We start from the raw sequence: 19,960 nt of genomic DNA, 5'->3' as shown, positions 1-19,960 counted from the left end.
GATGGTCGTTTAGAGGGTCAATAAACGGAACAACGCGATCTTGTTGATCTCGTCCAGCGCGCACTTGAATTCGGTGTCTGCCGAATTGTGGATGCGCGTTTCGAACGCGGCGAGAATCTGATGCCGGTTGCTGCCTTTTACCGCCATGATGAAGGGAAACTTGAACTTGGCCTTGTAGGCATCGTTCAGCTCGGTGAAGCGAGAAAACTCTTCGGCCGTGCATTGGTGGATACCGGCGCCAGCCTGTTCATTGGTACTGGCTTCGGTCAACTGGCCCTGGACGGCCGCACGGCCTGCCAGGTCCGGGTGAGCGTTGATCAAGGCCAACTGACTGGCATGATCGGCGCTCAACAGGATATCGCTCATGCGCTGGTGCAGGGTTTCGATCTGGTCGATCGAAGCATCCTGGCCCAGCTCGAAGGCCTTTTCGGCCACCCATGGCGAATGTTCGTAGATGTCGGCAAAGGCCTGGACGAATGCGTCGCGGCTCAAGGTCGAGGGTTTCAAGGTATGGAACGCAGTCATTTCGCCGCTCCCGTGTAGGGGTGGGTTTGCTGCCAATGGCGGGCAATGTCGACGCGGCGGGTGAACCACACCTGTTCGTGGCCCTTGGCGTATTCAATAAAACGCTTCAAGGCTGCCAGGCGCGCCGGGCGGCCGATCAGGCGGCAATGCAGGCCGATGGACAGCATCTTCGGTGCCTCGGCGCCTTCGGCGTAGAGCACGTCGAACGCGTCTTTGAGGTACTCGAAAAAGTCATCGCCCTTGTTGAAGCCCTGCACCTGGGTGAAGCGCATGTCGTTGGTGTCCAGGGTGTAGGGGATCACCAGGTGCGGCTTGCCGGTGGGGGTGTTGGGTTCCCAGTAGGGCAGGTCGTCGTCGTAGGTGTCGCAGTCGTACAGGAAGCCGCCTTCCTCCATCACCAGCCGCCGTGTGTTGGGGCCGGTGCGCCCGGTGTACCAGCCCAGTGGGCGTTCGCCGGTCAGCTCGGTAAGGATGCGGATGGCTTCGAGCATGTGCTCGCGTTCCTGGGCCTCGTCCATGTACTGGTAGTCGATCCAGCGGTAGCCGTGGCTGCAGATCTCATGGCCGGCGGCGACCATCGCACGGATCACGTCCGGATGGCGCTGGGCGGCCATGGCCACGGCGAAGATGGTCAGCGGGATATCGAACTCTTTGAATAGCTTGAGGATGCGCCACACGCCGGCGCGGCTGCCGTATTCGTACAGCGATTCCATGCTCATGTTGCGCTCGCCTTGCAGCGGCTGGGCCGAGACCATTTCCGAGAGGAAGGCTTCGGACTCTTTGTCGCCATGCAGGATATTGCGCTCGCCACCTTCTTCGTAATTGAGTACGAAAGACAGCGCAATGCGTGCCTTGCCCGGCCAGTGGGGGTGAGGAGGGTTACTGCCGTAACCGATCAGGTCGCGTGGGTAGTCAGCGCTCACTGCAGTCTTCCTTCTTGTTCGTGGTAGCAAGTATGTGTGGCGGCCGGGCAGTGAAAAGACTGGTTGGCGTCACAGCGATGAGTGATTGTATACAACTTATCGAGCACTTTGTAAGCCTACATTTCCGCATTTTTTCCGCAGACATCGGTTCACAGGCTGAAGCAAGAAACTTGCCTGAGTGGTCAGTTAATGGACAAAAGGTCGTTTAAAAGCAAGGATTACCCGAGGATTGACCTGTCGAGCAATGCGGCTGGGCGTCTCCAAAGGTTTGTAGTTTTTATTGTGTACAATTTTATTAAAAAGTGTCTTAATCGGTCATCGCCGGCTTTTTCGATGCCCTGAAAAAGCGCAGGTTTCTCTTCTACTGACTTAGGGAGGCGCGTTGACGCCATGGGACGTTTGACTACACACGTTTTGGACGCCGCACATGGCTGCCCTGGCAGCGCGATCAAGGTTGAGCTGTACCGCGTCGAAGGTGCACAGCTGGAGCTGGTTGCCAGCGCTGTGACCAATAGCGACGGCCGTTGCGACGCGCCCTTGCTGCAAGGTGACGACTACCGCAGCGGCGTGTACCAGTTGCAATTCAGCGCTGGCGACTACTACCGCGCCCGTGGCGTGCAACTGCCGACACCTGCGTTTCTCGACGTGGTGGTACTGCGCTTCGGCATCAGCGCCGAACAGGATCACTACCATGTGCCGCTGCTGATTTCGCCTTACAGCTACTCCACCTATCGCGGTAGCTGAGTCGTCACCTCGCTTCTCACCCCAAATGCTCTTCGTTGGTTTCGCCCGCGCACACTGCGGGCTTTTTTTTGCAGGTGTGCGCTCACTATCTAGCGCCTTTTGAACATCTGCCATGCCTAGGCTGGGTCCTTTCTCACAGGGAAGCACCATGACCTCGCCACCCCCTTCCAGCCCATTGTCCGACATCGCCGATTTTGAATTGGCTGCCTACGCGCAGTCACAAGCAGTGCGCGAGCAGCTGAGGCGACGGATTAACGTACAGACTCATCCCAGCCGTCTGATCAACCAGATCGGCCTTGCCGACTGGCGATGCAGCGAGTCGACAAAGGCGCTTACACGCCTTATAGGGCGCTCGCCTAGCGTGTTGAAGGTGATCCGCGCCGAGCTGCGCAAAGCGTTTGAGGTTGATCCGGACAGCCTGCTTTTCACCGAACTCGCCCCGTCAGGTATGCCTGAGAAGATCGACAGCTTGACCGATCGAGCGTTGCTGCTGCTGGTTCGGCCCTCTGTGCCGATCAATGTCAATCAATTCACCCGCCTGAACGTCAAAGGCGATCCGAGCCGTCGGTTGCCGTATACACCGTTGCAGATATTGCAGCGAGTGATCGCGTTGAGGCTTTTTGACCGGCTGGCGCGTGCGCACACCGAATATTGGGACGCCCTGGTGCAGGGTTCCTGGCGCACACGCCGGGAACGTTGGGTTGAGTTGCATACGGAATTGTTCGCTGACCGGGCCTTTCTGGCCCGGCAACTGGACGAGCTATCGACTGCAGGAGTAGCCATGGTTCAGGCGGTGATCGATGCGCCTGGCGCTGAGGCTCGTCAGCGCGCAGGCGGGGCCTGGGCTTGCGTGCGGGTGGGCCTGTTGATGTGGCCCGGTACGCCTGCGGTGGCGATCCCGGGCGCATTGCATGTGTATCGTGAGGGTGACCCCAGCGGTGCACCCCATGTCATTTACTTGCCGGGGGTTGCCCGCAACTTCTACGAGTACCCATCCTTCATCGCGCTTCAGTGTGGCCTGTTGGAACTGAACAGGACGCTGTTTCACGACCTCTGGCAGTGCTTGCCGTTAAATCGGCGCAATGCGTTGTGCCGGCCCGCAGACCTGTCCCCGGCGTCCAGTGTGGTTCGTGGCATGGAGATCATGGGCGATGCGCTGGCGTTGGGTGCCGAAGCATTACTGAGCGAGCAATGGGGAAACGAACTGGCGTGTGCTGTGATGATCAATTACGCCCACGTGTATTCTGAAGAACGGCCTCGGCCTGCGCCGCTGACCGCTGTGCCTTTTCTCAAGCATGTGGAGGGTGCCAGGAAGCAACTGGTCGGCAGCGCTCGGCTCGGTGCCCTTCGTGACCGATTACTCAAATGGGACCAGCAACGACGACGCGAAGAAATAATTTTTGCCAGCACTGCGTCCGGCCTGGCCCTGCGCACCACCGAGCAGCAGATCAAACGTTACGAAAAAGGTCTGCTTGCGCTGCTCAATCCCGATGACCTGAGCGAAGAGACTGCGGCGTATCAGGCGTTTATGTCGCTGGTAAGCCAACTCAAGGTGCATGCCCAAACGTTGAATACGTTGCTGCAGGATGCGCAGCAACGGCTGCTCGATCTGGCTTTTTGGACTGAGCGCCCCGGTGGCGCGGGGACGCTCAGGCGTGGTTCCCTGTTCATGAATGCCCAAACCGAGGCCCTGCGCTGTGAGGTTCAGTTGCAACACCGGCTCAAGCGGCTAAGCACGGCCCATCGAGATCTGGTGATTGAGGTGGTGGAGCAACCTTTGCCAGCTAAACGCCCAGGCAGTGAAACCCAGGTGCTGTGGATCGCGGTGGGCAGCGAGCCAGATGCCTTCTATTCACTCCATAACGTGTGGGTGGTGACGACAGCGGCGGCAGTAAGGGTTCCGTCCCGGCAGCGTCCGGTAGTCCTGTACGCTTTTGGGATCGAGGGTGGGGTGCAGGCTTTTTCCGGATTGGATGCTTTGACCCGAAGTGTCAAGGCGAGCCTGAGCAGCCAGGACGACTCCGTGCTGTGGGGTTGTATCGAGCGCGATAAACGTAACGACTTACGCGCACACGCGATGCGTGAGACCTTGGCAGTGCGTTACGTACCCATCGAGCGCAAGCCTGCGCTGGTCTCTCTTCAGAAAATGCTTGGATCCTACGATCGCTTACACAAAAGCACCGAGGACATCACGCGTATTTTCAGTGAAGTGAGAGGGGCTGAGCTGAGCCGCGCGCTGCTGATGGTGGAGCTGCAAGAGCAACTGAAGGTTCCTGCCAGTAGCGCCCTGAGTCAGGCCCAGGCGAATATTGAATTGCTGCGCAAGGCCGCCTCTGACGCGAAAAAACTGCCGGCATGGTTGGCGAATGCCGCGCGTGCGCAACGTAAACACTTCAGGCGCTTGCAGCGTCTTTACCTGAGCGCCGCCTTTGCCTATAGCGCTCGGCTTGAACAGCATCTGCCGGACTTATATACGTTCGCCCGCCGCGCCTTGATCGCCCGTTTGAACCAGGACGATATCTCGCCTCTGTTGGACATCGACCAGCCCTTTATTGATATGCCCGATGATGTTCAAGGCAGCATCTGTGCGGGCACAAGCGCCTGCCCCGTGGGCGATCGCAACATAATATTGACCCCAAGCACGACGCGTACCACTTTTAGCCTGTTGCAACTGGTGCTGCACAACCTGGATCCACTGGCGCCCTGGACGCGGTGGCGCTTGAGTCGCGCCCGCTTTCTGCAACCCGAATGCACGCAACTACTGAATGCCGATTACCTGATCGGCATGGTGTCCTCGCTGGATATCGGTGGCCAGTACGACGCATTGATCACCCAAACGTTTTACCCGCCGGTGGGCGCCGACGATACGCTCAGTGAAGGGCGCATCTGCGCTTTATTGAATCGCTCGCTGCACGCGGGCGTTGCGTACCACCTGTTCTCGGCAACACAAGGGGGGCTCACGGCGACGGCACAAAGCGTAGTCAAAACTGCGCTGGCGGCCCGTACGCCGCAAGACCTACTGAAAAACCAGCATGAGTTACAACTGTACGTGATTCATCTGGTGGGGCACACGATGCAGCATGATCGCTATATCGCCGGGATAGTGCTCGTGCACGACAAGCGCTCGGGGCTGTGCGTTGTCTATTGGCCCCAGGCCACGCAAGCATTGATCCTCACCGAGTACAGCAGCCTGCAACAGGCCCATGATGAATTGAACCGTATAGGCGCCTTGCCTGATAACGCCAAGGCGCTGGCGCGGCAGGTCGCACCGGGCTGGGCATTTGAGGCCATCACCCACCATCCCGATCGCGACGACAGGGCCGCCCAGGGATTCGAACTGCTGGATCTATCACCTTATGCTTGCTTGGTGAAGGGCGTTTGGCGGGGGAGCGAATTTATTCGCTCATTCAGCATCAAGTATCTGGAGCCGACGGCGATTGCTGATGAGATCGAAAAGCAAACCCTTGAGCAGATTGCCAGTGATCCGCAGGACTGGTTGGCGCTTGTCGCCACGTCCCACAGCAACGCCCAGGCCTTGCTGTACCGCGCCAGCGTGCTTGAGCTGCAACGCCGGACACAGGCTGCCAGCCATTCAGCAAAGGCGCTCGAGGCCTATCGGATCCGTCGTCTTGACGAGCAGAGCGATGCCACCATACGAAGGTCGGTTGCTTTTTTCAGTCCGCTGTACGGGTTGGTTAATGAGTTTTATGAGTTGCTGCTTGCGGCGCGGCGTTATCACCGCTTTGGCGATCCCAATGATGCAGTCGATGTGACCTTTATGAGCATCTTTCTGGCTGTTGATCTCTTATCGAACTTTGTACCCGGGCCCAAGAAAAAGGCAGGTATTGCGACTCCCGCCCCAAGGCCTGCACTGCGGCAGACCTTGGGGCGGATACACCGCTTGCGTATGTCCAAGAGCGGGCCTTCCCGCCTGGCACCGTCCCCCGTGCCTCACCTCAAAGCCCTGGAGCCTTTCAAAATCAAGGGTGTGCCTGAGGGGGCGGTAGCGTTGAAAGGGCCGGGCGAAAAAGGTGTCTATGTTAAGAATGGCGAGCCATTTGTGGCGGATGATACCCACCATTACCCGCTCCACCGGCGCGGCAACGATCCGTCGTTTCGCCTGAAGAACAAGCAGGCGTTGGGGCAAGATGAGCTGATCTTGACTATCCACGAGCCTGGGGAATGGTTGCTCGGCGCAGATGCGCCTCAACCGGAGGCGGGAGCGGTAGCACTTAACCCGTTGCGTGCGCCTGACCTGTCGTCCGATTGGAAGCCATCCAGTGTCGCGCGCGATGCTGTGCAAAATGCGATTCTCCAGTCTGGCCCGGCAACTACCCATTGGCACACTTGGCAAATCTCACCCCAGCAGGTGGGGGCGATATCCCATTCTCCGTCTGCCGGGGTGTTTCATATCGCGCAGGATGCCCGGGGGTACCCTCACAATGTCCTTCGGGCCGCGGCCCCGAATTCCAGCCTGATGGATCCTGCGAGCAGTTATTTCAGGCTGCTTCCCGAGGGCGATCAGGCTCCAACGAGTAGCATTGTGTTTATTCACAGGAATGAACCGCTGGTTTCGTTGGCCGAAGTTGACATTGTGCGTTGGACGAGCGATGCACCTGTTGAGCAACCCCTTCCGGTGTCACGTACTCAAGCGGGCACATGGCTCGTCCATGCCCCTCTGTTCGACAGGCCTTTGACGGACTCTGTGGGGACGGCCTTCCCCACCATGACGCGCTATAGCCGAGAGTTCACTGTCGCAAGGGTCATCGAGTTATCAGGTCCAAAGCGCCCGGCAACGGCCAGCCATTTGCTCAATGCTCGTGCGACGCTCGACGATTGGATACCCCCACTTCCTGCGAGGCCTGGCCAGACGGATGATTTGCTCCGAATGTTGCGTCCCCATGAAATGGACCGAGACTTCATACACATCGGTTTCGATGGTAAGGCGCCTGGCTTCACGCGTGTTGACTTCACCGTCAGTCCAGAACCCAGGCTCCAGCGCGGCGGCAAAGTGGTTGTGGCAGACAGGGAGGTTGCGCAAAGAGCCGCAGTCAAGGCAGTACTGACGTCGCAGGGCTTCGAGCTCCGGGAGCTCCAGGTACAACGTTACGGGAAAAAAACCACTCACGAATTGATCGCTACACACCCCAATTCTCCAACCCAACTGTATTACGTGGCCTACCAGTGGGTTGAGAAGGGGAGCATCAAGATCGGTGTCAGGCTTGATGACCGCTGGTTTCACGCAAACCCATCATTACCCGCCGAGGTTAAAAGTGCACTGCAGGAAAAGCGCCTGGTTCGGATCATGGCGGGCATTCAGTGGCCTACCTTTGGAAAGGTGCCTCCAAGCGTTTACTTCATCAAAATGATGCCTAGCGTGTAATTAACGACGCTGCGCCGGCGCTGCCGAACAATGCGGCGCTGACCCGGTTGAACCAGCTTTGACCCTTGCCGCTGCGCAAATACCGCGCGGCGCCATGGGCACCCAGGCCGTAGGCCAGCTTGCACAGCAGGTCGAGCACCGTCCAGGTAGCGATCATGATCAACAACTGTGGCAGAAACGGCTGCTGGCTATTGAGAAACTGCGGCAGGAAGGCCGCGAAAAACAGGATGTCCTTGGGGTTGCTGGCACCCAGCACAAAGGCCCGGCCAAACAGCGTGCGGAAGCGGGGCGTCGCCGCGGCCGCAGGCACTACCGCGCCCTGGCTCGGTTGGCGCGATTGCTGCCAGCTCTGCCAGGCGAGGTAGAACAAGTAGGCCGCACCGACGATTTTCAAGGCGCTGAACAGCTGTTCCGAGGCCAGCAACAAGGCCCCCAGACCCAGGGCCGAAGCACTCAACAGGCAGATCGACGCGAACACTCCGCCCAGAAACGCCGGGTACGAGCGGCGCAGGCCGTAATTGAGGCTGTTGCTGATCATCAGCAGTGACAGTGGGCCTGGAATCAGGATCACGATCAATGCAGCCCCACTGAACAGCAGCCAGGTATCCAGGTTCATCATTTGCTCCCTTTACAAAAATATGAATTTCGCGATGAAAATCGCGCACAACACCCACAGGCTGACGGAAATCTCCCGGTACTTGCCGGTGCCGGCCTTGAGCGCCACATAAGTGATGAAGCCCAGGGCGATACCGTCAGCGACCGAGAACGTCAGTGGCATCATGATCGCGGTGACAATCGCCGGAATGCTGTCGGTGGCTTCGTCCCAATTGATATGGGCCATGCTCGCCATCATCAGCATTGCCACGTAGATCAGCGCACCGGCGGTGGCATAGGCTGGGATCATCCCGGCCAGAGGCGCGAAAAACATTGCCGCCACGAAAAGGATTCCCACGGTCACGGCGGTCAACCCGGTGCGTCCACCCGCGGCCACCCCCGCGGCACTTTCCACATAGCTGGTCACCGGAGGCACGCCGACCATGGCGCCAAACACGCTGGACGCACTGTCGGCCTTCAAGGCGCGTGACAAGTTATCGATCTTGCCATCGGCATTCACCAGCCCGGCACGTTGTGCCACGCCCATCAGTGTACCGGCGGTATCAAACATGTGTACAAAAAGAAAAGCAAATACCACGCTAATCATGCTGACATTGAATACACCCTTGACATCCATGGCCATCCAGGTCGGTGCCAGGCTCGGCGGAGTGGAGAGGATGCCGTTGTAATGCACCAGGCCCAGGCCCCAGCCGGCGAGGGTCACGGCGATGATGCTGATCAGGATTGCGCCGAATACCCGGTGGTAGCTGAGGATCGCAATCAACAGGAAGCACACCGCCGCCAGCAGCGGTGCCGGTTCGTGCAGGGAGCCGAGCTTGATCAAGGTGGCCGGGCTGTCGACGATGATGCCCGCGGTTTTCAGGCCGATCACCCCGAGGAACAAGCCGACACCGGCGCCCATCGCGTGGCGCAGGCTTACGGGGATGCTATTGAGCAGCCACTCGCGCACCCGCGACAGCGTCAGGCCCATGAACAGCACCCCGGAAATGAACACCGCGCCCAGCGCGGTTTCCCAGGTGTAGCCCATGGTACCGACCACGGTATAAGTGAAAAACGCGTTCAGCCCCATGCCCGGCGCGAGGCCCACCGGCCAGTTGGCGTACAGGCCCATCAACAGGCAGCCCAGCGCAGCGGCAATACAGGTGGCGACAAACGCCGCGCCGTGATCGATGCCTGCGTCAGCCATGATGTTGGGGTTGACGAAGATGATGTAGGCCATGGTGATAAACGTGGTGAGGCCGGCGATCAGCTCGGTCTTCACTGTGGTGCCATGCAAGCGCAGTTTGAACAGGCGTTCCAGCCAACCGCCTTGTGGCGTGGCGAGGTCCAGCGTAGGGGCTTCGGTTTTTCGGCTATCCACAGCAAATACTCCTCAAGCGTTTTATTGTTATGTCCAGCGCCGTTCGCATGGGTAGGTAGCGGCGCTTTGAGGTATTGGCGGGTTTTGTTGACCAATAGGTCAGGAACTCGCACGAAGCGAATTATGCTTTTGTATACAAATAAAGCAAATAATGTTTTCGATCGGTTCGGCAAAAGAGGATGAAAGGCCAATTTCAGAAGTACGAGGGGATTTATTCTGCCTGCCTCCTTGAAACAATCCCCCGACACCCGCACCTTATCGGCGCAAGTATTCGGTCAGAGCGCACCAGCGGCATAAGGGGAGCCCCATGTACAAGGTTTATGGCGATTACAAGTCGGGCAACTGCTACAAGGTCAAATTGATGCTCAACCTACTGGGCATTCCGTATCAATGGATCGATGTCGACATCCTCAACGGCGACACCGAGACCGCCGAATTCCTGGCCAAGAACCCCAACGGCAAGATTCCGGTACTGGAACTGGAAGATGGCACCTGCCTGTGGGAATCCAATGCGATTCTCAATTTTCTCGCCGATGGCAGCGAGTTCTTGCCGACAGAACCACGCCTGCGCACCCAGGTATTGCAGTGGCAGTTTTTCGAGCAGTACAGCCATGAGCCGTATATTGCGGTGGCGCGGTTTATCCAGTTTTACCTGAACATGCCGCAAGATCGCCTCGAGGAATACAAGACCACCCACAAGGGCGGTTACAAGGCCTTGAAGGTCATGGAGCGCCAACTGCAAGCCACGCCATACCTGGTGGGGGACACCTATTCGATTGCCGATATTGCGCTGTATGCCTACACCCATGTGGCCCATGAAGGAGGCTTTGACCTGGCGCCCTATCCGGCGGTGAAGGCGTGGTTGGCACGCGTCGCCAGTCATCCAAAACATGTGGCGATGCTGGACTGAACACCCATTCAAATAGGGGAGGGGCTTGCCCTCTCCCACAGTGAATATGCGCAGGTCTGTCAGATGGCAGCGAAACGCTTGTCCAGGTAATCGATGATCACCTTGGAGTCATACATCCAGGTGGTCTGGCCGTTCTCTTCGATGCGCAGGCACGGCACCTTGATCTTGCCACCTTGCTCCAGCAGGGTCTGGCGGTCTTGTTCGTTGTTCTTCGCGTCCTTCAAGGCCACCGGCACGTTCAAGCGGTGCAGGGTGCGACGGGTCTTCACGCAGAACGGGCAGGCGTGGAACTGATACAGGGTCAGGTCCTTGGCCGCAGCGTTTACCTGGGCCTGTTGTTCGGCGGGGCGCTGTTTTTTGCGTGGACGGGTCAGAAAGTCGCCCGCGATGATGACGTGGCCGAGGCCGACTCGAAGTGCTTTGACGAACATGGCTGAAAACCTCTTGCCCATGAAGAAGGGGCCGCAGCTTACCTGAATTCTACGCACGAAAAAAAACCGGCGATGAACGCCGGTTTTTTTATGCCGCCTGTTTACTTGATCAGGCTGAGAAACTCGCTGCGGGTAGCGGCGTTTTCGCGGAACTCACCCAGCATCACCGAGGTGATCATCGACGAGTTCTGTTTCTCCACACCGCGCATCATCATGCACATGTGCTTGGCCTCGATCACCACGGCCACGCCCAGGGCGCCAGTGACTTCCAATACGGCGTCGGCGATCTGGCGGCTGAGGTTTTCCTGGATCTGCAGGCGGCGCGCATACATGTCGACAATCCGCGCGACTTTCGACAGGCCCAACACTTTGCCGCTCGGGATATACGCGACATGGGCCTTGCCGATAAACGGCAGCAGGTGGTGCTCGCACAACGAATACAACTCGATGTCCTTGACCAGCACCATTTCACTGTTGTCGGAGCTGAACAAGGCACCATTGGTGACTTCTTCGAGCGTCTGTGCATAACCGCGGCAGAGGTACTGCATCGCCTTGGCGGCACGCTTTGGCGTGTCGAGCAGGCCCTCGCGGGAGACGTCCTCGCCGAGTTGGCCAAGGATCGCGGTGTAATTCTGTTCCAGGGACATGAAACTACCTGTGGGATTTTCGCAAAGCGCAAGGTTACGGTGGCGGGCACATCGCTGCAAGCCTGACGATGGCACTTGTTACTCGTCGCGCCCCTCCATCATGGTGCGCTTGAGCATCACATACACCGCGCCGGCGCCGCCGTGGCGGGCCTGGCATGAGGTAAAACCGAGCACCTGGGCATGCTGGCGCAGCCAGGTGTTGACGTGGCTCTTGATCATCGGCCGCTTGCCATCCAACCGCACAGCCTTGCCGTGGGTGACGCGCACGCAGCGGATTTCGAACTGGGTGGCTTCGGCGAGGAAGGCCCACAGGGTTTCCCGGGCTTTCTCCACATTCATGCCGTGCAGGTCCAGGCTACCTTCGAAGGGGACCTGGCCGAGCTTGAGCTTGCGCATCTGGCTTTCCTGCACGCCGTCGCGGGCCCACATCAGCTCATCTTCGGGGCCGACGTCGATCACGAACTGATCCGACAGGCCATCCACGTTGGTGATATCGGTGCGCACGGTCGCGGCCTGGCGCAGTTTGGCGATCTGCGCCCGGTCAGTCTTGGGTTTGCCGGTGTCAGCGCGGTCGTGCTTGATCGGCTTGACGCCGCGCAACTCGTTTTTGAACAGGGAAAAATCGTCGTCTTGCATGTCAGCCTCCGCGAAGGGCGGGCAGTTTACCTAAATCGCGGCGGCCAGGGCGCAGGAAACGCTATCCAAGCGCCATCAGTCGTGCTTTTTCATCAGGTGCGAAGCGATATTCAACGACAACGGCTGGCGCATCCGCCGACGGCTGCGACGCCATAACCACACGCCCAGCCACACCACCAGCAGGCCGATCACCAACAGGATCGCCGAGCCGCCCGGGCTGGCGTTCAGCTCGCCCAGTGCCGGTGAATGCCCAAACAGGCCAGCGCCACCAGCGCCCGCCAACAATAAACCTACGATCGCCAGCAACGCGGCTATGCCGGCCACCAGGCGCAGACGCCAGTTGCTCGGGCCCTTGGGGCGCAAGCGACGAGCATCAAAACCATCGGATATCTTCATTCCGACCTTTCCTCCAGGGTATCGGCCCTTCGACCGGAAGATACACAGGTTGTTCCTGTACCTGAGGTAAATGCGCCAAATGAAAGGGCTCAGCGGATGAGCGGAGCAATGAACACGCCGCTCATCAGAGGAATGATCAAATCAGATCTTTGGCCAACGCGAGGGTGGCGAAGTTGTCAGCCATGATGGCCATTTCGGTTTGCTGCACATGCTCGGCACTCAGGATGCCGCCCTTGTAGGGCAGGTCGCGGGTGGCGCAGGCATCTTCCACCAGGGTGCAGCGAAAGCCCAGGTTCTTGGCCGCGCGTACGGTGGTGCTGACACTGGAGTGGCTCATGAAGCCGCAGACGATCAGGTCCAGGGAGCCAAGGTCTTGCAGGTGTTTTTCCAGGCCGGTGCCGTGGAAGGCGCTGGGCAGCAGTTTGCCGATGATGGTTTCATCACCCAGAGGCTCCAGGCCCGGGATGAATTCGCCGCGCTCGCCCTGGGGGTCAAACAGGCCGCCGACGGTGCCCAGGTGACGCACATGCACAATCGGGCGCCCGGCGTTACGCGCTGCAGTCACTAGCTGCTTGATGTTATCGACAGCGGCGTCCATGCCCGAGAGGGCGAGCGGGCCGCTGAGGTATTCCTTCTGGGCGTCGATGATCACGAGGGTCGCATGATTGAGGTTGGCTGCTGCGTAACCGCGACCGCTGAGTTGAAACATCGTCTTTGGAACGGACATTCTGGGGGCTCCTGTGAGTGGGGCTTTTGCGACATTGTCCACTGGCTGAGCGCTTCTGTGAATCGCTACTATCGTAAGGTACGCCGTTGCTGGCGTGCAGCCATGTCAAGAGGTGGGCTTGTTTAACACAATGCTGGCAAATTGGATGAAATCCGACGTACGGCGCAAGGGCTTTCGTACATCGTCGGTACAGGTGAAGGCTGTTAGAATCGCCAGTCGTTTTTTCCAGGAGCTTGCCCCGTGATCACTTCTCGCCTGCGCACTTTGCGCGACCACATCCGTTGGGCTGTCAGCCGTTTCCATGGGGAAGACCTGTTTTTTGGCCATGGCACCGACAATGCCTGGGACGAAGCTCGGCAATTGGTGCTCGGTGCGTTGCACCTGCCGTGGGAAATTGCCGACAGCTACCTGGATTGCAACCTGGAAGAAGAGGAAATCTCCCATGTGCAGCGCTTGCTGCATCGCCGTATCCATGAGCGTGTACCGACCGCCTACCTGTTGAAAGAGGCGTGGTTCTGCGGCATGTCGTTTATTGTCGATGAGCGTGTGTTGATCCCGCGTTCACCCATTGGTGAGTTGATTGAAAACCGCTTCGAACCCTGGCTGGCCCAACCACCGGCTCGCATCCTTGACCTGTGCACCGGCTCCGGTTGCATCGGCATCGCTTGCGCCTATGAGTTCCAGGACGCTGAAGTGGTGCTGGGTGACCTGTCCTTTGAAGCCCTGGAAGTGGCGAATCAGAATATCGAGCGCCATGGCGTCGACGAGCGGGTTTATACCGTGCAGGGCGACGGCTTCGATGGTTTGCCGGGCCAGCGTTTTGACCTGATCGTGTCGAACCCGCCGTATGTAGATGCCGAAGATTTCGCCGACATGCCGGACGAATACCAGCACGAGCCCGAACTGGGCCTGGCTTGCGGTGACGACGGCTTGAACCTGGTACGCCGGATGCTGGCCGAAGCGGCCGATCACCTGACTGAGAAGGGCTTGCTGATTGTCGAAGTGGGCAACAGCCAGGTGCATGTCGAGGCGTTGTACCCGGAAGTGGACTTTGCCTGGCTGGACTTCCAGCGCGGCGGGCATGGGGTGTTCATGCTTACGGCTGAACAGTGCCGCCAACACCAGGCCGTCTTCGCTGCCCGGGTTTAACCAAGGTTTAACTGAAGAAACTGGGCCAATGTGGGAGGGGGCTTGCTCCCGATAGCGGTGTATCAGTTAGCAATGCATCTACTGATACTCCCTCATCGGGAGCAAGCCCCCTCCCACAATTTGACTGCATTCCAGTCTGCTACCGGTGTGTCGCAATCCAGATCAACAACCCCGCCTGAAACACCGTAAACGCCACCAAACAGGTAATCGTAAAGCGCAGCCCACTGTCTTCACGCTTGAACTTGATGACTTTTTCCTCTTCCTTGCGCAGCTTCACTTCCTGTTCCGCCAGGTTCTGCTCGGCCTGTTGCAGCATCTGCGCGGCTTCGAGGATTTCCACGAACTGCACCTTCTCGGTATTCCAGCTGTCCAGCACGTCGCTGACCTTGCCCGGCTGCACATTGCCTTTGAGATGCTGCACATCGGCGTAGGCCACATCAAAACCCTGGATACGCAGGAAGTGATCGCGGCGCAGGCGCGTGGCTTCGTTGAGGGCGTCCTTGTTGGCCAGGTCCACGCCATCGACGCGGTAGTGTGACCATTTCTTCTTCGCCCAAGCGGCGGCCTGTGCGACCAGAAAGCGGCCAAGACCACGGTTGACCGGCTCTATTTCCAGGCTGTTGCCCGGGCCGAAGTGCACGCGGTGTTTATCGTGATCCACCCAGATATCCAGGTGGTTCTGCTCGCGGCGTACCCGCTGGCCCGGTAACTGGATGACCATGCGCAACAGGCTGTGGTGTTTGTCATGACGCTCGGCATAGCCGAACTGCACAAAGCGTAACGGCCGCGCGCCGGTGGCCCGGTCAGTGGCGAGGGGGGCAAGGCGCAGCATCTTGAAATGTTCGGCGTGTACGTCCGCCCACGGCAGGGCCGCAGCCTCGGCGGCCTCGGGTTCAGCCGGGGTGTCGGCGGGAGATTCGGGTGTTGCTTCGGTGGTTGTCATGCGGCGCGATCCTGTCCAAGCCCTGCAAGCCGACAGTCTTTTTACTGTCGACCCAGGGCTTATCGGCCGTTTTTCCCAAGACTGGAGGCCAATAGTCGCTTAACGGGGCTGAAGTCCGTCGATAAACGCGACGATGCGCTGCCCCAGTTCGGCGGCGAGGGGCAGTTTCGGGTCGTTGTAGGACGCCAGTTGCTGCTTCACGTCGTTGGGCACGATGCGCATCACGTGGTTCATGCCTTCGATCACGGTCAAATGCGCGTCGGGCTTGGCCTTTTTCAGTTGCTGGGCATCTGCTACGCCGACCTGGATATCGTTGGTGCCCTGGATGATCAACGCCGGCATGGTCAGCTTGGCGAAGGCAGCCGAGGGGTCGGCGCGAAACAGGCTGATCAGGTAAGGCTGCACACTTGGGCGGAAAATGCCCTCCAGCGGGCGGGGCACGTCGGCATCTACCTGGCCGGCCTTGAGGTGGTCGAGGATTTGATTGCTGCGCAGCAACAGGGCAGGGGGCAAGTGATCGGCCAATTGCTGGCGAATCACCTGGTCCACCGGGCGCGCGCTACCGGACAAGGAAATCACCCCGGCCGGCGCCAGTTGCGGTGCGGCGAGAGCGGCCACCAAAGCGCCTTCGCTATGGCCCAGCACAATCAACGGGCCCATGCGCTGGTCGGCCTTGAGCAACTTGCCCCAGGCCACCGCGTCGGACACATAAGCGTCAAGGGTGAGGTTACGTTCATCCGGCGTGGCGGCCAGGCTTGCAGCGACCCCGCGCTTGTCGTAACGCACACTGGCAATGTTATGCCGGGCCAGCACCCAGGCCAGGCGCTTGAGGCTGTCATTGCGAGCGCCGTCAGCGCTGTTGCCATTGCGGTCGGTCGGCCCGGAACCGGCGATGATCAGCACCACGGGCACCGGTTTGTCGGACTGCGGTAACAGCAATGAGCCAAATAATTCGCCGCTGCCGGTGTCCAGGCTGATAGGGCGTTGCAGTACGACAGGGGAGGCGGCCTGGGCCACGGCGGTAAACAGGGTGAGGGTGAACAGTAAAGCTCGCAGCATCATAGCGCCATCATCAGTGAGGTGCCGGTTGGACCAACGTCTACCGGTAAGGTTTCGAGGATGAACTAGTCGGTTAGCCTGCGTATACTGGCCGCCTTAAGTTATTACGGTTGACTTGATTCAACTGATTTCACGGAGCGCCCTGCATGTCCGGCAATACCTTCGGCAAGCTGTTCACTGTCACCACCGCGGGCGAAAGCCATGGCCCGGCGTTGGTCGCCATTGTCGACGGCTGCCCGCCAGGCCTCGAACTGTCCCAGGAAGACCTGCAGCGCGACCTCGACCGCCGCAAGCCCGGCACCAGCCGCCACACTACCCAGCGTCAGGAGCCGGACGAAGTCGAAATCCTCTCCGGGGTATTCGAAGGTCGCACCACCGGCTGCGCCATCGGCCTGCTGATTCGCAACACCGACCAGAAGTCCAAGGACTACTCGGCAATCAAGGACCTGTTCCGCCCGTCCCATGCCGACTATACCTACCACCACAAATACGGCGAGCGCGACTACCGCGGCGGTGGCCGCAGTTCGGCGCGCGAAACCGCCATGCGCGTGGCTGCCGGTGCCATTGCCAAGAAATACCTGGCCACCCAGGGCATCGTCATCCGTGGCTACATGAGCCAGTTGGGCCCCATCGAAATCCCCTTCAAGAGCTGGGACAGTGTCGACGATAACGCCTTCTTCAGCCCCGACCCGGACAAGGTGCCGGAACTGGAGGCCTACATGGACCAGTTGCGCCGCGACCAGGACTCCGTTGGCGCCAAGATCACCGTGGTGGCCGAAGGTGTGAAACCGGGCCTGGGCGAGCCAATCTTCGACCGCCTCGACGCCGAACTGGCTCACGCGCTGATGAGCATCAACGCGGTGAAGGGCGTGGAAATCGGCGCCGGTTTCGCCTGTGTTGCCCAACGTGGTACCGAACACCGCGATGAACTGACCCCGGAAGGTTTCCTCAGTAACAACGCGGGCGGCATCCTCGGCGGTATTTCCTCCGGCCAGCCGATCGTGGCGCACCTGGCGCTCAAGGCGACGTCGAGCATTACCACGCCGGGCCGTTCGATCGATGTGCACGGCAACCCGGTGGATGTGATCACCAAGGGCCGCCACGACCCCTGCGTTGGCATCCGTGCCACGCCGATTGCCGAGGCTATGATGGCCATCGTGCTGATGGATCACCTGCTGCGCAACCGTGGGCAAAATGCCGATGTGCGCGTGACGACGCCGGTACTGGGCCAGCTGTGACGGTCCGTGGCGGCGAGCGCGCTTGTTGTGGCGAGCGAGCTTGCTCGCGCTGGGCTGCCAAGCAGCCCCCAGTAAAATGAACCCACCGCTCCCGTACTGGCGCCTCTCCAGCTTCTACCTGTTCTACTTCGCCCTGCTGGGGGCGACTGCACCGTTCCTGGCGCTGTACTTCGATCACCTGGGCTTCTCCAGCGCGCGTATCGGTGAACTGGTGTCCATCTCTATGCTGATGCGTTGCGTAGCGCCGAATCTATGGGGCTGGATCGGCGACGCCACTGGCCGGCGCCTGGCCATCGTGCGGTTTGGCGCGGTGTGCAGCACCCTGGCCAGCTTTTGCCTGATTTTCGTCCCCAAGACTTACGCCTGGGTTGCGCTGGTCATAGCCTTGCACGCGTTCTTCTGGCACGCAGTGCTGCCGCAGTTTGAAGTCATCACCCTGGCCCACTTGCACAAACAAACCTCGCGCTACAGCCAGATCCGTCTGTGGGGCTCCATCGGTTTTATCCTCACCGTGGTGATTATTGGGCGCCTGTACGACTGGCTGAGCCTGGATAGCTATCCGGTGGTGGTCGTGGTGATCATGGTTGGCATAATCAGTGCCAGCCTGTGGGTGCCAAATGCTCAGCCCTCCAGCGAGGGTAATCGCTTGGCCGGCGACGGTTTCCTCAAGCAATTGCTCAGTCCCGGCGTACTGGCGTTTTACGCCTGCGTGGCGCTGATGCAAATGAGTCACGGCCCGTATTACACCTTTCTCACCCTGCACCTGGAACACCTGGGCTACAGCCGTGGTGTGATCGGCATGTTGTGGGCGCTGGGCGTAGTGGCAGAGGTCCTGATGTTCCTGGCCATGAGCCGCATTTTCGAGCGTTTTTCGGTGCGCCGAGTGCTGTTGGCCAGCTTCCTGCTGGCAGCACTGCGCTGGTTGCTGCTGGGCTCCTTTGCCGAATTTTTCTGGGTGCTGATAGTGGCGCAATTGCTGCACGCCGCTACGTTCGGCAGCTTTCATGCGGCGGCGATCGCCTTTGTGCAGTGCAATTTCAGTGACCGTGAGCAAGGCCGGGGCCAGGCGTTGTACTCGGCGTTGGTCGGCACCGGTGGTGTAATCGGCGCCCTGTATTCCGGTTATAGCTGGAACCTGTTGGGGCCAACCCTGACCTTCAGCGTCGCGAGCATCGCCGCCCTGGCCGCCGCCATTATCATCGGCCTTCGATTGCACGAACCGAACCAAGGAGCCATGCAATGAGTTATGTAGCTGTCTACCCTATCGACCACCCGGACACCCCGAACAAGGTGTTGACCCATCTCGACGACATTCAGTCGACCCTGGCCGAGCACGGCGTGCGGTTTGAGCGCTGGCAGCCCAGCCCTATCGAGAGGGGCGCCAGCGAGGCTGAACTGATCGACGCTTACCAGGCTCAGATCGACGCCCTCGGCTACGCCGCCGTGGAGGTGATCAGCGTGACTCACGATCATCCACAGAAAGATGAGTTACGTACCCAGTTTCTCCAGGAGCGTACTTATAGTGAAGATGAAGTGTGCTTCTTTATCGCCGGCCAGGGGCTATACACACTGCATATTGGCAACTATGTGTACGGCGTACGCTGTGAGAAAAATGACCTGCTGATAATTCCGGCTGGCCTGCCGCACGGGTTCGACATAGGGGAGAGCCCGCACTTGGTGGCACTGCGCCTGTTCAACACCACCCAAGGCAAGGTACCTGAGTTCACCGGCGATAATAGTTGCGCTCGCTTCCCAGGGCTGGACGACTAAGCATAAATATCTGAATTTTCAACCCTGGCAAGTTGGAAGTTGCTGTGGGAAGAAACTCAATTTCTCGTAGGGTAAAGCTGTTTATTCTGTGGTTAACGCTTTCATTCCACGCGTTATGTAACTCTCCGTTTGCACCCGTGTTTATGTCACCTGTCAATAGGAGGAATCCGAAAGGTGGCATTGCGTCAGCAGATATAAAAGGAGAGAGCAATGAGTGGCCCAGAGCAGACGTATTCCCCGTTGGTGATTGTGCCGACGGCTATCAGAAAGCGCCTGAGCTTGTCTGGCAAGCCCCTGACTCCATCGGAGCTGGAGATCCTGCGGTGGGCCTCCGAGGGCAAGACCGTCTGGGAAATCAGCCAGATTCGCGCCTCTTCAGAAGCTACGGTGAAATTCCATCTGCGTAACATCTACGGCAAGCTGGATGTCACCAATCGTGTACAGGCGATGAATGAAGCAGCCCGCCGAGGTTTATGCTGAAGGCAAAAAAAGGGCCGCGACGCC

At 59.3% G+C, this 19,960-nt stretch carries 19 protein-coding genes; 8 read left to right on the top strand and 11 right to left on the bottom strand.

Features of this window, described 5'->3' with window-relative positions; genetic code table 11:
- Positions 1-9 precede the first annotated feature (9 nt).
- Complete coding sequence (gene uraD, locus FRT59_RS09500) at positions 10-525, bottom strand: 2-oxo-4-hydroxy-4-carboxy-5-ureidoimidazoline decarboxylase (protein WP_153871047.1); 516 nt, start codon at positions 523-525, stop codon at positions 10-12.
- Positions 522-1,448 carry an allantoinase PuuE gene (gene puuE, locus FRT59_RS09495; protein ID WP_034116989.1) on the bottom strand — a complete coding sequence of 309 codons (927 nt, stop codon included), beginning with the start codon at positions 1,446-1,448 and terminating at the stop codon, positions 522-524. Before puuE ends, uraD begins: the two co-directional genes overlap by 4 nt.
- A gap of 390 nt (positions 1,449-1,838) precedes the next feature.
- Between puuE and uraH the strand changes: the two genes are divergently transcribed.
- On the top strand, positions 1,839-2,192 hold the full coding sequence (gene uraH / locus FRT59_RS09490) for a hydroxyisourate hydrolase (protein ID WP_034116988.1): 354 nt from the start codon (positions 1,839-1,841) through the stop codon (positions 2,190-2,192).
- 148 nt (positions 2,193-2,340) lie between these two features.
- Complete coding sequence (locus FRT59_RS09485) at positions 2,341-7,575, top strand: dermonecrotic toxin domain-containing protein (RefSeq protein ID WP_153871046.1); 5,235 nt, start codon at positions 2,341-2,343, stop codon at positions 7,573-7,575.
- On the opposite strand, the gene FRT59_RS09480 is transcribed toward FRT59_RS09485, so the two are convergent.
- Both FRT59_RS09480 and FRT59_RS09475 read right to left on the bottom strand, forming a co-directional pair.
- Complete coding sequence (locus FRT59_RS09480) at positions 7,565-8,191, bottom strand: LysE family translocator (protein WP_153871045.1); 627 nt, start codon at positions 8,189-8,191, stop codon at positions 7,565-7,567. The genes FRT59_RS09485 and FRT59_RS09480 overlap by 11 nt on opposite strands.
- A gap of 12 nt (positions 8,192-8,203) precedes the next feature.
- Positions 8,204-9,550, bottom strand: coding sequence for an NCS2 family permease (locus FRT59_RS09475; RefSeq protein WP_034116982.1), 1,347 nt, complete (start codon positions 9,548-9,550; stop codon positions 8,204-8,206).
- 307 nt (positions 9,551-9,857) lie between these two features.
- Here FRT59_RS09475 and FRT59_RS09470 point away from each other — a divergent pair, with 307 nt between their 5' ends.
- Positions 9,858-10,460: a glutathione S-transferase family protein gene (locus FRT59_RS09470; RefSeq protein ID WP_153871044.1), complete on the top strand. Its 603-nt coding sequence runs from the start codon at positions 9,858-9,860 to the stop codon at positions 10,458-10,460.
- Between the two features lie 59 nt (positions 10,461-10,519).
- Here FRT59_RS09470 and FRT59_RS09465 read toward each other — a convergent pair whose 3' ends face one another.
- From FRT59_RS09465 to FRT59_RS09445, 5 genes are all read right to left on the bottom strand, one after another.
- Complete coding sequence (locus FRT59_RS09465) at positions 10,520-10,891, bottom strand: glutathione S-transferase N-terminal domain-containing protein (RefSeq protein WP_027603930.1); 372 nt, start codon at positions 10,889-10,891, stop codon at positions 10,520-10,522.
- Positions 10,892-10,992: 101 nt separating this feature from the next.
- Positions 10,993-11,538: a GTP cyclohydrolase I FolE gene (folE, locus tag FRT59_RS09460; protein WP_034116980.1), complete on the bottom strand. Its 546-nt coding sequence runs from the start codon at positions 11,536-11,538 to the stop codon at positions 10,993-10,995.
- Between the two features lie 78 nt (positions 11,539-11,616).
- Positions 11,617-12,174 carry a Smr/MutS family protein gene (locus tag FRT59_RS09455; RefSeq protein ID WP_153871043.1) on the bottom strand — a complete coding sequence of 186 codons (558 nt, stop codon included), beginning with the start codon at positions 12,172-12,174 and terminating at the stop codon, positions 11,617-11,619.
- A gap of 75 nt (positions 12,175-12,249) precedes the next feature.
- Positions 12,250-12,570, bottom strand: a complete 321-nt coding sequence (locus tag FRT59_RS09450) for a hypothetical protein (protein ID WP_034116978.1) — start codon at positions 12,568-12,570, stop codon at positions 12,250-12,252.
- Between the two features lie 136 nt (positions 12,571-12,706).
- The gene (locus FRT59_RS09445) at positions 12,707-13,297 is read right to left on the bottom strand and encodes a cysteine hydrolase family protein (RefSeq protein ID WP_034116977.1); all 591 of its coding nucleotides are present in this window, start codon (positions 13,295-13,297) and stop codon (positions 12,707-12,709) included.
- A 240-nt stretch (positions 13,298-13,537) separates the two neighbouring features.
- Here FRT59_RS09445 and prmB point away from each other — a divergent pair, with 240 nt between their 5' ends.
- A complete protein-coding gene (prmB, locus tag FRT59_RS09440; protein WP_034116976.1) occupies positions 13,538-14,446 on the top strand; it encodes a 50S ribosomal protein L3 N(5)-glutamine methyltransferase in 909 nt (302 codons plus the stop codon).
- A 139-nt stretch (positions 14,447-14,585) separates the two neighbouring features.
- On the opposite strand, the gene FRT59_RS09435 is transcribed toward prmB, so the two are convergent.
- Positions 14,586-15,389: a hypothetical protein gene (locus tag FRT59_RS09435; protein WP_153871042.1), complete on the bottom strand. Its 804-nt coding sequence runs from the start codon at positions 15,387-15,389 to the stop codon at positions 14,586-14,588.
- A 99-nt stretch (positions 15,390-15,488) separates the two neighbouring features.
- Positions 15,489-16,451 carry an alpha/beta hydrolase gene (locus FRT59_RS09430; RefSeq protein ID WP_153838067.1) on the bottom strand — a complete coding sequence of 321 codons (963 nt, stop codon included), beginning with the start codon at positions 16,449-16,451 and terminating at the stop codon, positions 15,489-15,491.
- Positions 16,452-16,594: 143 nt separating this feature from the next.
- Between FRT59_RS09430 and aroC the strand changes: the two genes are divergently transcribed.
- The 4 genes from aroC (at position 16,595) to FRT59_RS09410 (ending at position 19,936) form a co-directional block, all read left to right on the top strand.
- Positions 16,595-17,686: a chorismate synthase gene (aroC, locus tag FRT59_RS09425; protein ID WP_153871041.1), complete on the top strand. Its 1,092-nt coding sequence runs from the start codon at positions 16,595-16,597 to the stop codon at positions 17,684-17,686.
- A gap of 76 nt (positions 17,687-17,762) precedes the next feature.
- Complete coding sequence (locus FRT59_RS09420; RefSeq protein WP_153871040.1) at positions 17,763-18,929, top strand: MFS transporter; 1,167 nt, start codon at positions 17,763-17,765, stop codon at positions 18,927-18,929.
- Positions 18,926-19,456, top strand: coding sequence for a 1,2-dihydroxy-3-keto-5-methylthiopentene dioxygenase (locus FRT59_RS09415; protein ID WP_153871039.1), 531 nt, complete (start codon positions 18,926-18,928; stop codon positions 19,454-19,456). The genes FRT59_RS09420 and FRT59_RS09415 overlap by 4 nt, the downstream gene beginning before the upstream one ends.
- Before the next feature lie 210 nt (positions 19,457-19,666).
- Complete coding sequence (locus FRT59_RS09410) at positions 19,667-19,936, top strand: response regulator transcription factor (protein WP_034116970.1); 270 nt, start codon at positions 19,667-19,669, stop codon at positions 19,934-19,936.
- Positions 19,937-19,960: the final 24 nt, after the last annotated feature.

This window comes from Pseudomonas haemolytica (genome assembly GCF_009659625.1).
Lineage (GTDB): Bacteria > Pseudomonadota > Gammaproteobacteria > Pseudomonadales > Pseudomonadaceae > Aquipseudomonas > Aquipseudomonas haemolytica.
This window is presented reverse-complemented; position numbering and strand designations above follow the sequence as displayed.